Origin of the sequence: Nocardioides caricicola, assembly GCF_039541135.1 — a bacterium.
In the GTDB taxonomy this organism is placed as follows: Bacteria; Actinomycetota; Actinomycetes; order Propionibacteriales; family Nocardioidaceae; genus Nocardioides; species Nocardioides caricicola.
The window spans coordinates 97,017-109,316 of record NZ_BAABFQ010000004.1 but is presented as its reverse complement, the minus strand read 5'-3'; the positions used below and the strand labels follow the sequence as shown (position 1 = coordinate 109,316).

Annotated in this window: 17 protein-coding genes; 11 read left to right on the top strand and 6 right to left on the bottom strand. The window is 73.4% G+C overall.

The genetic code is table 11. The features are described from left to right. Positions 1-125 precede the first annotated feature (125 nt). Positions 126-788, top strand: coding sequence for a PQ-loop domain-containing transporter (locus tag ABD875_RS07635; protein ID WP_345172936.1), 663 nt, complete (start codon positions 126-128; stop codon positions 786-788). A 46-nt stretch (positions 789-834) separates the two neighbouring features. Further along, entirely contained in the window at positions 835-1,296 is a 462-nt protein-coding gene (locus ABD875_RS07630) for a PGPGW domain-containing protein (RefSeq protein WP_345172935.1), read from the top strand. A 28-nt stretch (positions 1,297-1,324) separates the two neighbouring features. Here the strand turns inward: ABD875_RS07630 and ABD875_RS07625 are convergent, their stop codons facing one another. The 3 genes from ABD875_RS07625 to ABD875_RS07615 all read right to left on the bottom strand — a co-directional run bounded on the left by ABD875_RS07625 (position 1,325) and on the right by ABD875_RS07615 (position 4,195). Beyond that, a complete protein-coding gene (locus ABD875_RS07625; RefSeq protein WP_345172934.1) occupies positions 1,325-2,131 on the bottom strand; it encodes a hypothetical protein in 807 nt (268 codons plus the stop codon). An 81-nt stretch (positions 2,132-2,212) separates the two neighbouring features. After that, positions 2,213-3,397, bottom strand: a complete 1,185-nt coding sequence (locus tag ABD875_RS07620; protein ID WP_345172932.1) for a 4-hydroxybenzoate 3-monooxygenase — start codon at positions 3,395-3,397, stop codon at positions 2,213-2,215. Between the two features lie 36 nt (positions 3,398-3,433). Beyond that, entirely contained in the window at positions 3,434-4,195 is a 762-nt protein-coding gene (locus ABD875_RS07615) for an IclR family transcriptional regulator (RefSeq protein WP_345172929.1), read from the bottom strand. A 71-nt stretch (positions 4,196-4,266) separates the two neighbouring features. Here ABD875_RS07615 and pcaH point away from each other — a divergent pair, with 71 nt between their 5' ends. From pcaH to ABD875_RS07585, 6 genes are all read left to right on the top strand, one after another. After that, entirely contained in the window at positions 4,267-5,019 is a 753-nt protein-coding gene (gene pcaH, locus ABD875_RS07610; protein WP_345172928.1) for a protocatechuate 3,4-dioxygenase subunit beta, read from the top strand. After that, a complete protein-coding gene (locus tag ABD875_RS07605) occupies positions 5,016-5,519 on the top strand; it encodes a dioxygenase family protein (RefSeq protein ID WP_345172925.1) in 504 nt (167 codons plus the stop codon). Before pcaH ends, ABD875_RS07605 begins: the two co-directional genes overlap by 4 nt. A gap of 5 nt (positions 5,520-5,524) precedes the next feature. Then, positions 5,525-6,598 carry a lyase family protein gene (locus ABD875_RS07600; RefSeq protein ID WP_345172923.1) on the top strand — a complete coding sequence of 358 codons (1,074 nt, stop codon included), beginning with the start codon at positions 5,525-5,527 and terminating at the stop codon, positions 6,596-6,598. Beyond that, complete coding sequence (locus ABD875_RS07595) at positions 6,595-7,311, top strand: alpha/beta fold hydrolase (protein WP_345172921.1); 717 nt, start codon at positions 6,595-6,597, stop codon at positions 7,309-7,311. Before ABD875_RS07600 ends, ABD875_RS07595 begins: the two co-directional genes overlap by 4 nt. Continuing rightward, positions 7,308-7,679, top strand: a complete 372-nt coding sequence (gene pcaC / locus ABD875_RS07590; protein ID WP_345172919.1) for a 4-carboxymuconolactone decarboxylase — start codon at positions 7,308-7,310, stop codon at positions 7,677-7,679. Before ABD875_RS07595 ends, pcaC begins: the two co-directional genes overlap by 4 nt. Positions 7,680-7,834: 155 nt before the next feature. Further along, a complete protein-coding gene (locus tag ABD875_RS07585) occupies positions 7,835-8,029 on the top strand; it encodes a hypothetical protein (RefSeq protein WP_345172917.1) in 195 nt (64 codons plus the stop codon). On the opposite strand, the gene ABD875_RS07580 is transcribed toward ABD875_RS07585, so the two are convergent. Further along, complete coding sequence (locus tag ABD875_RS07580; RefSeq protein WP_345172915.1) at positions 8,026-8,895, bottom strand: LysR substrate-binding domain-containing protein; 870 nt, start codon at positions 8,893-8,895, stop codon at positions 8,026-8,028. The genes ABD875_RS07585 and ABD875_RS07580 overlap by 4 nt on opposite strands. A 71-nt stretch (positions 8,896-8,966) precedes the next feature. Here ABD875_RS07580 and ABD875_RS07575 point away from each other — a divergent pair, with 71 nt between their 5' ends. The 3 genes from ABD875_RS07575 to ABD875_RS07565 are packed head-to-tail and all read left to right on the top strand — an operon-like array spanning position 8,967 to position 11,415. Next, the gene (locus ABD875_RS07575; RefSeq protein ID WP_345172913.1) at positions 8,967-10,136 is read left to right on the top strand and encodes a thiolase family protein; all 1,170 of its coding nucleotides are present in this window, start codon (positions 8,967-8,969) and stop codon (positions 10,134-10,136) included. After that, positions 10,133-10,786: a 3-oxoacid CoA-transferase subunit A gene (locus ABD875_RS07570; protein ID WP_345172911.1), complete on the top strand. Its 654-nt coding sequence runs from the start codon at positions 10,133-10,135 to the stop codon at positions 10,784-10,786. The genes ABD875_RS07575 and ABD875_RS07570 overlap by 4 nt, the downstream gene beginning before the upstream one ends. Next, positions 10,783-11,415 carry a 3-oxoacid CoA-transferase subunit B gene (locus ABD875_RS07565; protein ID WP_345172909.1) on the top strand — a complete coding sequence of 211 codons (633 nt, stop codon included), beginning with the start codon at positions 10,783-10,785 and terminating at the stop codon, positions 11,413-11,415. The genes ABD875_RS07570 and ABD875_RS07565 overlap by 4 nt, the downstream gene beginning before the upstream one ends. Before the next feature lie 8 nt (positions 11,416-11,423). On the opposite strand, the gene ABD875_RS07560 is transcribed toward ABD875_RS07565, so the two are convergent. Both ABD875_RS07560 and ABD875_RS07555 read right to left on the bottom strand, forming a co-directional pair. Further along, positions 11,424-11,723 carry a LapA family protein gene (locus tag ABD875_RS07560; protein ID WP_345172905.1) on the bottom strand — a complete coding sequence of 100 codons (300 nt, stop codon included), beginning with the start codon at positions 11,721-11,723 and terminating at the stop codon, positions 11,424-11,426. A 29-nt stretch (positions 11,724-11,752) separates the two neighbouring features. Then, entirely contained in the window at positions 11,753-12,250 is a 498-nt protein-coding gene (locus tag ABD875_RS07555; protein WP_345172903.1) for a cupin domain-containing protein, read from the bottom strand. Positions 12,251-12,300 lie beyond the last annotated feature (50 nt).

The window sequence follows — 12,300 nt, the reverse complement described above, 5'->3', positions numbered from 1 at the left end:
GTGTACCGGTCGGCTGACCAAGCGCCGCCGGTCTCCTCCATCCGCTTCACCATGACGCGGTCGTCGCCACCCGGCGGCGGCCGCGTCGTCGTGCGTGCGCCTCGGCGCAGAAAGTCAGAGTCACCGTGAACATCTCCCTCGCGACCACGCTCGGCCTCGCGGCCACGCTGCTCGCGTTCGCCTGCACCGTCCCTCAGCTCGCCAAGCTGGTCCGCGGCCGTTCCGCCGCCGGGATCAGCGTCGCCGCGCTCGCGAACTCCACGATCAGTGGCATCGCCTGGACCGTCTTCGGCCTCGCCGAGGGCGAGATCTGGGTGGCGCTGCCGGCGTTCGTCGCGCTGCCGGCGACTGCGGGGGCGCTCGTGCTGGCGTGGCGCGACGGCGGCAGCCGCGCGCGGATGTGGCTCCCGGTGGTCTGGCTCGCGGTGATCCTGAGCGCGACCGCGGCGGTGCCGCTGGTCGGCGCGGTGCCGATCACGGTGGTTCTCGGCTGCTCGGTCGCGCTGCTGATCACCCCGGCCGCGATCACGGCCTGGCGCAGCCACGACGTGTCCGGCATCGCCGCGTCCGGCTGGGTCTTCCTGGTGTTCGACGCCCTGCTCTGCGGCGCGTACGGCGTGATCGCCGACGTCGACGCGAACGTGCTCTACGCGATCACCGCGACCCTGGGCGCGGTCGCGGTCCTGACCCGGGTCAGCCTCCCCGCCCACGTGCACGCCCGGATCGTCCCGCTGCCCGCGGGCATCGACCCGAACGTCCAGCGCGAGGACCTGAGCCTCGCCGCCTGAACCGGAGATGCCCGACCGGTTTGCCCGGTTCTGAGAGGCTGACGCCATGAGGGACCGGGTCCGGCGCTGGGTGCTGGAGGTCGTCGGCTGGATGCTCGTCGTCGCGGGCGTCGCGGCGCTCGTGCTGCCCGGCCCCGGCCTGCTCATGCTGGCCGGCGGCCTGGTCGTGCTGTCGCAGGAGTACGAGTGGGCCGAGCGCCGGCTCGAGCCGATCAAGGTCAGGGCCCTGCGTGGCGCCGCCGAGGGCGTCGAGAACTGGGTCCGGATCACGATGTCGGTGACCCTCGCGCTCGGGCTGATCGCCTGCGGCGTGTACTGGATCTGGGGCCCCGAGGAGCCGCCGTCCTGGTGGACGCTCAGCGACGCGCTGTGGCTCCCGGGCGGCGCCGCAACCGGTGTCACCCAGATCGCGTCGGGGCTGATCGCGCTGGGCCTGATCGTCTACAGCTACCGCCGCTTCCGCGTGCGACGGGAGCCAGTCCCCGAGCTGGCCTCGGACGGGGACTGACTCCCACTCGGTCGTCAGGTCGCGCAGGTCACGCCGCGCGCGCCAGCCCGCAGATCGGCAGGGGTACGAGGTCGCACGGGTCGGGCAGGCCCGGGTCGGTGCCACCCCCACCGCCGTTGTCGCCCCCGCCGCCGGCCGGCGTCTCGCAGATGGGCAGCGGCAGGCCGAGCTCACAGACCGGGTCCAGGACCCCACCGGGGTCCGGGATCTCGCCACCGCCACCACCGGTCTGGTCGCAGATCGTCTGCGGCAGCCCGGCGTCGCAGAGCGCCTGGATCGGGCTGCTGCCGTCCTCGCCGGGCGGCAGGGTCGCCGCGTCGCAGATCGCCTGCGGCAGTCCGGCGTCGCAGAGCGCCTGGATCGGGCTGTCGCCGCCGCCGTTCGGGATCGGGAGCGTCGCGAAGGCGTCGCAGATCGGCTGCGGCAGTCCGGCGTCGCACGCGGGCTGCAGCGGGTTCTCCGGCTCCTCGCCGCCGCCCTGGGCGCGGCACTTCTTCAGCTTGGCCTGGGCGCGCTTGAGCTTCTTCTTCGCCTTCGCCTGCTGCTTCTTGGCCTTCTTGAGCTTCTTGTCAGCCGACTGGCGCTGCTTGGCGCCGTCGGCCGTCCGCTTGGCCTTCTTCGCCTTCTTGACCTTGTGGTTGGCCTTCTTGAGGGCCTTCTTCGAGGCCTTGACCTGCTTCTTCTCCTGGGCGCACCCCGCGGCGCGCTCGGCGCTCGCGGCGGTGGCACCCGTGCCCGCACTGGCGTTCGCGCTCGTCGCTCCGGTCAGGCCGGCGAGGGTCAGCGCGAGCGCGACCCCTCCCGCCAGGACCAGCCGCACTGCGTACCTGATCATGCAAACCTCCCTCGTCCGTGGACGAGGGTGTGCCCTCCGTCACACCGGCCCAACCCTCGGCCGGGAACCGGTCTAGGCCGGTCAGAACCCGATCGGGAGGCCCGCGTAGTTCTCGGCGAGCCCGGCGGCGCCGGCGCGGCTGCTCGCGACCCAACGCAGCTGCGAGAGCTGGAGCTCGCGGTCGAACGGGTCGTCGTTGCTGTGCAGCATGGTGGTCATCCACCACGAGAAGTGGGTGCAGCGCCAGACCCGTCGCAGGGCGGCGTCCGAGTAGGCGTCCGCGAGCGCGGGGTCGCCCTTGAGCAGCGCGGCCAGCGCCGGCGCCAGCAGCGCGACGTCGGCGACGGCGAGGTTGAGGCCCTTGGCGCCGGTCGGCGGGACCAGGTGGGCGGCGTCGCCGGCGAGGAACAGCCGGCCGTGCCGCATCGGCTGCTGCACGAACGACCGCATCGGCAGCACGCTCCGGTCGGTGATCGTCCCGGTCGCGAGCTCCCAGCCGTCCAGCCCGTGGCCGAGCCGCGCGGCCAGGCCGTCCCAGATCCGGTCGTCGGACCAGTCCGCGAGGTCGGTGTCGTTGGGGACCTGGAGGTAGAACCGCGACACGGTCGAGGACCGCATCGAGTGCAGCGCGAAGCCGTCGGGGTGCCAGGCGTAGATCAGCTCGTCGGTCGACGGGGCGACGTCGGCCAGGATCCCCAGCCACGAGTAGGGGTAGGTGCGCCCCCAGGTCCGGCGCACCTCGTCGGGCACGGCGCCGCGCGAGGGGCCGAACGAGCCGTCGCAACCGACGACCACGTCGGCGTCGAGCCGGTGCCGGACCCCGTCGGCGTCGGTCCAGGTCACCCACGGTCGGTCGGACTCGAGGTCGTGCAGGGCGGTGTCGCTGATCTCGTAGACGAACTGCTGCTGCCGGGCGTGGGCCGCGAGGACCAGGTCCTTCTGCACCTCGGTCTGGCCGTAGACCCACACCGACCGGCCGACCAGGTCGACGAAGTCGAGGTGGTGGCGCTCGCCCGGCCACTGCAGGTAGATGCCGTGGTGCTGGTCGCCCTCGCGCGCCAGCCGCTCCCCGAGGCCGACCTCGGTCAGCAGGTCGACGGTGGACTGCTCGAGGATCCCGGCCCGGATCCGGCCGGCGACGTACTCCTCCGAGCGGGTCTCCAGTACCACGGACTCGATGCCGTCTGCGGCGAGCAGGTGGGACAGGAGGACGCCGGCCGGGCCGGCGCCGACGATGGCGACCTGGGTGCGCCCTGAGGTGGTCATGCCTGCAGTCAAGGGCGGGTCACGCGGGCGCTGCCATCACTCGTTTCCACTGGCCGAAAGTGCGCGGCCGATGCCGCGAGAGGCGACCTGGAGCGCTCCGACCAGCCGGGGCCGCTCACGGCCCAGCGACGGCAGCACCATCCCGAGCGCCGCGACCACCTCGCCGTCGCGCCGGATCGGCACGGCGACCGAGCACCCGCCGAGGCTCATCTCCTCGACCGTCGTTGCGTAGTCGTCGCGCAGCACGCGGGCGAGCTGGCGGCGCAGCGTCCCCGGCTGGGTGATGGTGTACGCCGTGACCCGGGGCAGGTCCGCGAGCACCGCCTGCTGCACGTCGTCGGGGGCGTGCGCGAGCAGCACCTTGCCGACGCCCGTCGCGTGCATCGGCAGCCGCGACCCGATGCTGCTCACCACCGGCACCGATGCGTGCCCGGAGAGCCGGTCGAGGTAGAGCACCTCGGTGCCGTCGCGGACCGCGAGGTGCACGGTCGCCAGCGTCGCGCCGTACAGGTCGTGCAGGAACGGCGAGGCGAGCTGGCGCAGCCCGGTCTGCACGGGAGCGAGCAGCCCGATGTCCCAGAGCCGGCGGCCGACGACGTACTCCCCGGACGGGGTGCGGGCCAGCGCGCCCCACGCGACCAGCTCGCCGACCAGCCGGTGCGCGGTCGGCACCGGCAGCCCGGCGCGCGCGGCCAGGTCGGTCAGGGTGAGCCGGCGGTGGTGCTCGTCGAACGCCCCGAGCAGCGCCAGCGCGCGGGACGTGACGGTCGCACCGGGCGTCGAGGTGTTGCCGGCCATGCGGGCCAGTCTTCCACTGAACGGAATCGGGCGGTACCTCGCGCCGCGCTCGGCTCCCTACCGTGAGCCGCGTGACCGAGACGCAGGGCGACATCAGCGCGGAGATCGAGGCGATCTCGAAGGAGTACGACGCGTCGGGCACCGTGGAGCACGGGGTCCGGCTCGACTACCCGCCGTACCGCTCGAGCATCCTGCGGCACCCCACGAAGGCGCCGTTCCAGCTCGACCCGGAGGAGCTGGAGCTGTGGGCGCCGGTGTTCGGCCAGCGTGACGTCGACCCGCTCGAGAGCGACCTCACGATCCAGCACCGCGGCGAGCCGATCGGCGAGCGGATGGTCGTCGCCGGCCGGGTGACCGACGGCGAGGGCCGGCCGGTGCGCCACCAGCTCGTCGAGATCTGGCAGGCGAACGCCGGCGGACGCTACATCCACCAGCGCGACCAGCACCCGGCGCCGCTGGACCCGAACTTCACCGGCATGGGCCGCTGCCTGACCGACGGCGACGGGTTCTACCGGTTCACCACGATCAAGCCCGGGCCGTACCCGTGGCGCAACCACCAGAACGCCTGGCGGCCCGCGCACATCCACTTCTCGCTGTTCGGCACGGAGTTCACCCAGCGGCTGATCACCCAGATGTACTTCCCCGGCGACCCGCTGTTCGCGCTCGACCCGATCTACCAGTCGATCGTCGACCCGGCCGCCCGCGGCCGGCTGGTCGCGACGTACGACCACGACCTGACGACGCCCGAGTGGGCGACCGGCTACCGCTGGGACATCGTGCTCACCGGTTCGCACCGCACCCCCGTCGAAGGAGACGTCGAGTGACCGCCGCCCCCACGCCCGGCCAGACCGTCGGCCCGTTCTTCGGCTACGCCCTGCCCTTCGACGGCGACAACGAGCTCGTCCCCGTCGGCCGCCCGGACGCCGTGCGGCTGCACGGCCGCGTGCTCGACGGGGAGGGGAACGGCGTCCCCGACGCGATCCTCGAGCTGTGGCAGCTCGCCCCCGACGGGACGGTCCCGCAGGCCGAGGGCTCGTTCCACCGCGACGGCTACACGTTCACCGGCTGGGGTCGTGCGTCGACCGACCGGACCGGGCGGTACCAGTTCACGACGCTGCGCCCGGGCGGCCCGACGCCGTACTTCGGGCTGACGGTCTTCGCGCGCGGGCTGCTGCACCGGCTCTTCACCCGCGCCTACCTGCCCGGCGCCGCGCCGGCCGCGCTGCGCAGCCTCGACGCCGAGGCCGACGACCGCGGGTTCGTGTTCGACATCCGGCTCCAGGGCGCGGACGAGACCGTCTTCCTGTCGTACACGCAAGACTGACCTGCATGGCGGACCTGTTCTGGCCCGGCGACGAGCGCGCCGGATCGCACTTCACCACCGAGGACTTCCTCGGCGCGATGCTCGCGGTCGAGGAGGAGTGGCTCGGCGCCGAGGTCGGCTGGGTCGTCGACGCGCACGACGTCGCGCTCGAGGCGGAGTCCGGCGGCAACCCGGTGATCCCGCTCGTGAAGCGGATCCGCGAGACCTACCCGAACGCGCACCGCGGGCTCACCAGCCAGGACGTCGTCGACTCCGCGCTGATGCGGATGGCGGAGTCGGCGGTGACGACGCTTCGGCGCGACCTCGCGACGGTCGTACGCCGGCTCGCGGACCTCGCCGAGGCGCACCGGGACACGCCGATGGTGGCGCGCACGCTGACCCAGCACGCCGTGCCCACGACGTTCGGCTTCCGGGTCGCCGCCTGGTTGACCGCGGTGCTCGACGCCGACGACGACCTGGCCCGCCTCGCGTTCCCCCAGCAGCTCGGCGGCGCCGCCGGGACCCGCGCGGCGATCGTCGAGCTCGGGCGCGAGGTGCCGGCCGGGGTGCCGCGCTGGCACACGACGCGGGCTCCGGTCACACGGCTCGGCGACGCGCTCGCCGGGTGCACCGACGCGTGCGCGCGGATCGCGAACGACGTCGTGACGATGTCGCGGCCGGAGATCGGTGAGCTCGCGGAGGGCTCCGGCGGGGGCTCGTCGACGATGCCGAACAAGGCGAACCCCACGCTGTCGGTGCTCGTGCGGCGTGCCGCCCTGACCACGCCGCAGCTCGCGGCGACCCTGCACCTCGCCGCGGCGCAGCAGGTCGACGACCGCGCCGACGGCGGCTGGCACGCGGAGTGGGCGACGCTGCGCGACCTGGTCCGCCGCACGCTGGTCGCGGCGTCGCAGACCGCCACGCTCGTCGCCGACCTCCGCGTCGACGCCGACCGGATGGCCGCGACCCTGGCCGCGGCCGGCGAGGCGGTGCTCGCCGAGCAGCGGAGCATGACCGACGACCCGGCGCCGACGTACTTCGGCGACGCGGGGGCGTACGTCGACCACGTGGTCGCCCGGGCGAAGGGATCCCTCGGATGAAGCTGGTCCTCGGCCCGTCGCTCGGCACGTCGGCCGCCACGCTCTGGAGCGCCTGCGCGGAGCTGCTCGCCGACGACTTCGAGGTGGTGGCGTGGGACCTGCCCGGGCACGGCGGTGAGCCCGTCACCGGCCCGGTCACGATCGCGGACCTCGCTGCTCGCGTGCTCGACCGCGTGGACGGGCCGTTCTGCTACGCCGGCGACTCGGTCGGCGGCGCGGTCGGGCTGCAGCTGGCGCTGGACGCGCCGGACCGGGTGCGCGGCGTGGTCGCGCTGTGCACCGGCGCGAAGATCGGCACCGCCGAGGGCTGGCAGGAGCGCATCGAGCAGGTGCGCGCCTCGGGCACCCCGTCCCTGGTGGCCGCCTCGGCCGGCCGGTGGTTCGGCCCCGGGTTTCTGGACCGCGAACCGGCGCGGGCGTCGGCGCTGCTGCACGCGCTGAGTGACGCCGCCGACGAGGGGTACGTCGCGGTCTGCGCGGCGCTGGCCGCCTTCGACGTGCGCGACCGGCTCGGCGAGATCGCCGTACCGGTGCTGGCCGTGGCCGGTGCCGACGACGCCGTCTGTCCGCCGGAGCTGCTGCGCGAGGTCGCCGACGGCGTGCCGGGCGGGCGGTACGCCGAGCTGCCCGGCGTCGCGCACCTCGCACCCGCCGAGGCCCCGGAAGCGGTGGCCGACCTGATCCGAGAGCACTGCCGGGAGGCGAACTCATGAGCTACGACGACGGCATGAAGGTGCGGCGGGAGGTGCTCGGCGACGAGCACGTCGACCGCGCGAGCGCCGGCACCACCGACCTGACGCGGGACTTCCAGGAGCTGATCACGACGTACGCCTGGGGCGAGATCTGGACCCGCCCCGGCCTCGACCGGCGTTCCCGCTCGATGATCACGCTGACCGCGCTGATCGCCCGCGGTCACCACGAGGAGCTGGCGATGCACCTGCGGGCCGCGCTGCGCAACGGCCTCACGGTCGACGAGATCAAGGAGGTGCTGCTGCAGAGCGCGATCTACTGCGGGGTGCCCGACGCGAACACCGCCTTCCGGGTCGCGCAGCAGGTGCTGGCTGAGGAGGGGCTGGCGTAGGGCTGGTGTGCGTCGTTCGCAGGTTCACCATGGTGCCCTGGTGAACCCGCACTTCCCATGGCCTGCACGCCGTGGGATGTGACGGTTCGTCTACATACCCGGTGAAACCGCGAACGACGGCTACCCTCGACCTACTCGGACGAACGGGGACGCCAGTGTTCACCTACTTCTTGATCGCGGCAGCGGTGGTGCTCGTGGGCGCCACGATCTGGGTCCAGGTGCGGGGCCGCAAGCGGCCCGGTCGGCACATCACGCAGAACGCCCCGATGGACGACTCGATGAACGCCCGGGCGAAGTGGCAGCACGACCTCACCCAGAACAGCCACTGGTCCGGCGGCAGTCCGAGCTAGACGCACCGCGCCACGATCGCGGCGACCTGCTGGGCGGCGGGTGAGGCGTCGGCGCGTGCGGCCAGCGCGAGGTCGATGGTCGGCGCGTCGGTGAGCGCGACGTAGGCGACGCCCTCCAGGCCGAGCGCGCGCACCGGCTCGGGCACGAGTGCGACGCCCAGGCCGGCGGCCACGAACACCACGAGCGTCGCGGTCTCGGCGACCTCGACGACCGACGACGGCTGGAAGCCCGCGGCCGCGCAGGCCTCCAGCACCCGGGCATGGATCGACGACCGGTGACCCGACGGGTGCATCACGAAGGCCTCGTCCCGCAGCGCGGCCAGCCCGATCCGGCGCCGGCCGGCGAGCGGGTGCCCGGCCGGGAGCACCGCGACGAGTCGTTCGGTGCGCAGGGTGCGCGCGTCGAGGCCCGGCTCGCCGGGGCGCAGCAGCGCGAGGTCGTAGGTGCGGTCGGCCAGCCCGGCGGCCAGCTCGGGCGAGAGCAGCTCGCCCCGCAGGTCGAGCTCGACGCCGGGCAGCGAGCGGCGCACCTCCTGGGCGACCCGGGGGAGGACGTCGTACGTCGCGGTCCCGACGAACCCGACCGACACCCGGCCCGCGCGACCCGACGCGAGCGCGGCCATGTCGTCGCGGGCTCGGTCGACGTCGCCGAGCACCTCGCGTGCGTGCCCGACCAGGCGGGCGCCGGCCTCGGTGAGGTCGACGCGGCGGGTGGTGCGCGTGAAGAGCTCGACGCCGAGCTCGCGCTCGAGCTGCTTGACCTGCTGCGAGAGCGCGGGCTGGGCGAGGTGCAAGCGCTCGGCCGCGCGCCCGAAGTGCCGCTCCTCGGCGAGGACGGCGAAGGACCGCAGGTGTCGCAGTTCCATGCGTGGAGGTTATCAATCGAGCAGGATTCAGTATTGGAGATGATCGGCGGTCCCGACCTAGGCTCGTATGCATGAGCTCCGCGTTCGTGTACGCCGCCGCCCGCACGCCGTTCGGCCGCTTCGGCGGCGCCCTCGCCGAGGTGCGCCCCGACGACCTCGCCGCGACCGCGATCCAGGGCGTGCTGGCGAAGGCGCCCGACCTCGACCCCGCCGCGATCGGCGACGTCGCCTGGGGCTGTGCCAACCAGGCCGGCGAGGACAACCGCAACGTCGGCCGGATGGCCGTGCTGCTCGCGGGGCTCCCGGTCAGCGTGCCCGCCACGACCGTGAACCGGCTCTGCGGCTCCTCCCTCGACGCCGCGATGATCGGCTCGCGGGTGATCGAGTCCGGCGATGCCGACGTCGTGCTGACCGGTGGCGTGGAGTCGATGACCCGGGCGCCGTGGGTCCTGCCCAAGCCCTCGCGCGCGTTCCCCGCCGGCAACGTCACCGCGGTGTCGACCACGCTGGGCTGGCGGCTGGTCAACGAGAACATGCCGGCCGAGTGGACGGTCTCGCTGGGCGAGGCGAACGAGATGCTCGGCGAGAAGTTCTCGATCCCGCGCGAGCGCCAGGACGAGTTCGCCGCCCGGTCGCACAACCTCGCGGCCGCCGCGTGGGACGCCGGCTTCTACGACGGGCTCGTGGTCCCGGTGGGCGACCTGGCCCGCGACGAGGGCATCCGGCCCGGGTCCACCGCCGAGAAGCTCGCCGGGCTCAAGCCGTCGTTCCGCACGGACGGCACGATCACCGCCGGCAACGCGTCCCCGCTCAACGACGGGGCGTCTGCGGTGCTCCTCGGCTCGGAGGACGCGGCCGTCGGCATCGACCCGGTCGCCCGGATCGCGGGCCGCGGCGTCGCGGCCGTGGAGCCGCAGATGTTCGGCTACGCGCCGGTCGAGGCCGCCGACCGCGCGCTCGCCCGGGCCGGCATCACGTGGGACGACGTGAGCGCGGTCGAGCTCAACGAGGCGTTCGCGGTCCAGTCCCTGGCCTGCGTCGACGCGTGGCGGATCGACCCCGAGATCGTGAACAGCAAGGGCGGCGCGATCGCGATCGGCCACCCGCTCGGCGCGTCCGGCGGGCGGATCCTCGGTACCCTCGCCGCGCGACTGACCGAGTCCGGGGGGCGGTACGGCGTGGCCGCGATCTGCATCGGCGTCGGCCAGGCGCTGGCCGTCGTGCTGGAGAACGTGTCGTGAGGATCTGCGACAGTGCCGCCGAGGCCGTCGACGGCATCGAGGACGGCTCGACCGTGCTGGTCGGCGGGTTCGGCATGGCAGGGATGCCGGTCGCGCTGATCGATGCGCTGATCGAGCAGGGCGCCTCCGACCTGACCGTGGTGTCGAACAACGCGGGCAACGGCGACACCGGGCTCGCCGCGCTGCTGGCGAAGGGCCGCGTGCGCAAGATGGTCTGCTCGTTCCCACGCCAGCACGACTCCTGGGTCTTCGACGGGCTCTACCGCGCCGGCAAGGTCGAGCTGGAGCTCGTCCCCCAGGGCAACCTCGCCGAGCGGATGCGCGCCGCGGGCGCCGGGATCGGCGCGTTCTTCTCGCCGACCGGGGTCGGCACGCCGCTCGCGGAGGGCAAGGAGACCCGCGAGATCGACGGTCGCACCTACGTCCTGGAGTACCCGATCCGCGGCGACGTCGCGCTGGTCGGCGCGCACCGCGCGGACCGGATGGGCAACCTCGTCTACCGCAAGACCGCGCGCAACTTCGGCCCGGTGATGGCGACGGCAGCCGCGACCACCATCGCGCAGGTGAGCGAGGTCGTGGAGACCGGCGACCTCGACCCCGAGGCCGTCGTGACGCCGGGCATCTACGTGGATCGGGTGGTGCGGGTATGAGTCTCAGCAAGGACGAGATGGCGGCCCGGGTCGCCGCCGACATCCCGGCCGGGTCGTTCGTGAACCTCGGGATCGGCCAGCCCACGCTGGTCGCCGACCACCTGACCGCCGGCTCCGGCGTCGTGCTGCACACCGAGAACGGCCTGCTCAACATGGGCCCGGCGGCCCACGGCGACGAGATCGACCCCGACCTCACGAACGCCGGCAAGCAGCCGGTCACCGAGCTGCCCGGGTCGTCGTACTTCAGCTCGGCCGACTCCTTCGCGATGATGCGCGGCGGCCACCTCGACGTGTGCGTGCTCGGGGCGTTCCAGGTCTCCGCGGCAGGCGACATCGCCAACTGGCACACCGGTGAGCCGGACGCGATCCCCGCCGTCGGCGGCGCGATGGACCTCGCGATCGGCGCGAAGCGGGTGTTCGTGATGATGACGCTCTTCGCCAAGGACGGCACGCCGAAGCTGGTGCCGTCGTGCATCTACCCGCTCACCGGCGTGGGCTGCGTGGACCGGGTCTACACCGACGTCGCGGTGTTCCAGGTCGGGTCGTCCGGCGTGACCGTGCTCGAGACGTTCGGTACGACGTACGACGAGCTCGCCGACCGGCTCGACGTACCCCTGGCGCGGGGCTGACCTCTCGGCTAGCGCCGCGTGTGGTGCACCCGCCGCCGCAGCTGCAGGATCCGCAGGCTGCCGACGACTGCGGTGAGCGCGATGCCGATCACCGCGGCGATGAGCAGCGCCACCGAGAGCGGGGTGCTGCCGTCCCACGACAGGAACGACAGATGCACGTCCTGGGTGTTCTGGGCGATGAACACCACGAGCAGGATCAGCAGCACCGCGGCCGCGACCACCGCCACCCACGCGCCGCTGGTGCGGGAGCGACGCAACGGGTCCTTCTGCTCGGTGGGGGGCTCGGCCGGGGGCTGCTGGTCTGTCATGTCGGAGAGGTACCCGACCGGACGTCGGATCAGTCGGGGATCGCCGCGGGCTCGCCGGTCTTCAGCAGCGTGGCGATGTAGATGACGATCGGCACCTCGCCGGCATTGCGGGCGTGGTGGACCTCGCCCTGCTCCTCGATCAGCCAGTGTCCGGGGCGCACCCGCACGGTGTCGCCGGGCTTGATCACCTTGACGAGGGTCGGGGCGTCGCCCGGCCCCTTCATCAGCTTCGCCCGGCCGGTCTCGACCGTGTAGGTGAGCACGCCCTCGGCAACGTAGCCGAGCTGCGAGCCGGGGTGGTGGTGCGAGGCGAGCTTCGCGCCGGGCATCACCACGACGCGGCTCAGGCCGAGGGTGCGGTTCGGGGCGCCCTTCGGTCCGGGGACCTCCGCGAGCGCCTGACGGGTGACCGTGACCGGGGCCTCGGCCGCGGCCCGCTCGTCGGCGGTGGCGGAGACCGCGATGCCGGCGCCGAAGCCGGCGGCCACGAGGGAGAGGCTCGCCACGGGGAGGAGGAGTCGTTTCATGTCTCGCACCCTAGGGACATCTTCCGGGGTTGTCTCAGGGATCCGCCCGG

What these genes read in the sequence shown, in the direction of transcription:
- ABD875_RS07620 (WP_345172932.1), bottom strand. Translation starts at nt 3,397, where the DNA reads ATGACCACCTCAGGGCGCACCCAGGTCGCCATCGTCGGCGCCGGCCCG.
- pcaC (WP_345172919.1), top strand. Translation starts at nt 7,308, where the DNA reads ATGAGCTACGACGACGGCATGAAGGTGCGGCGGGAGGTGCTCGGCGAC.
- ABD875_RS07560 (WP_345172905.1), bottom strand. Translation starts at nt 11,723, where the DNA reads ATGACAGACCAGCAGCCCCCGGCCGAGCCCCCCACCGAGCAGAAGGAC.
- ABD875_RS07625 (WP_345172934.1), bottom strand. Translation starts at nt 2,131, where the DNA reads ATGATCAGGTACGCAGTGCGGCTGGTCCTGGCGGGAGGGGTCGCGCTC.
- ABD875_RS07630 (WP_345172935.1), top strand. Translation starts at nt 835, where the DNA reads ATGAGGGACCGGGTCCGGCGCTGGGTGCTGGAGGTCGTCGGCTGGATG.
- ABD875_RS07565 (WP_345172909.1), top strand. Translation starts at nt 10,783, where the DNA reads ATGAGTCTCAGCAAGGACGAGATGGCGGCCCGGGTCGCCGCCGACATC.
- ABD875_RS07555 (WP_345172903.1), bottom strand. Translation starts at nt 12,250, where the DNA reads ATGAAACGACTCCTCCTCCCCGTGGCGAGCCTCTCCCTCGTGGCCGCC.
- ABD875_RS07595 (WP_345172921.1), top strand. Translation starts at nt 6,595, where the DNA reads ATGAAGCTGGTCCTCGGCCCGTCGCTCGGCACGTCGGCCGCCACGCTC.
- ABD875_RS07615 (WP_345172929.1), bottom strand. Translation starts at nt 4,195, where the DNA reads ATGGCCGGCAACACCTCGACGCCCGGTGCGACCGTCACGTCCCGCGCG.
- ABD875_RS07600 (WP_345172923.1), top strand. Translation starts at nt 5,525, where the DNA reads ATGGCGGACCTGTTCTGGCCCGGCGACGAGCGCGCCGGATCGCACTTC.
- ABD875_RS07575 (WP_345172913.1), top strand. Translation starts at nt 8,967, where the DNA reads ATGAGCTCCGCGTTCGTGTACGCCGCCGCCCGCACGCCGTTCGGCCGC.
- ABD875_RS07580 (WP_345172915.1), bottom strand. Translation starts at nt 8,895, where the DNA reads ATGGAACTGCGACACCTGCGGTCCTTCGCCGTCCTCGCCGAGGAGCGG.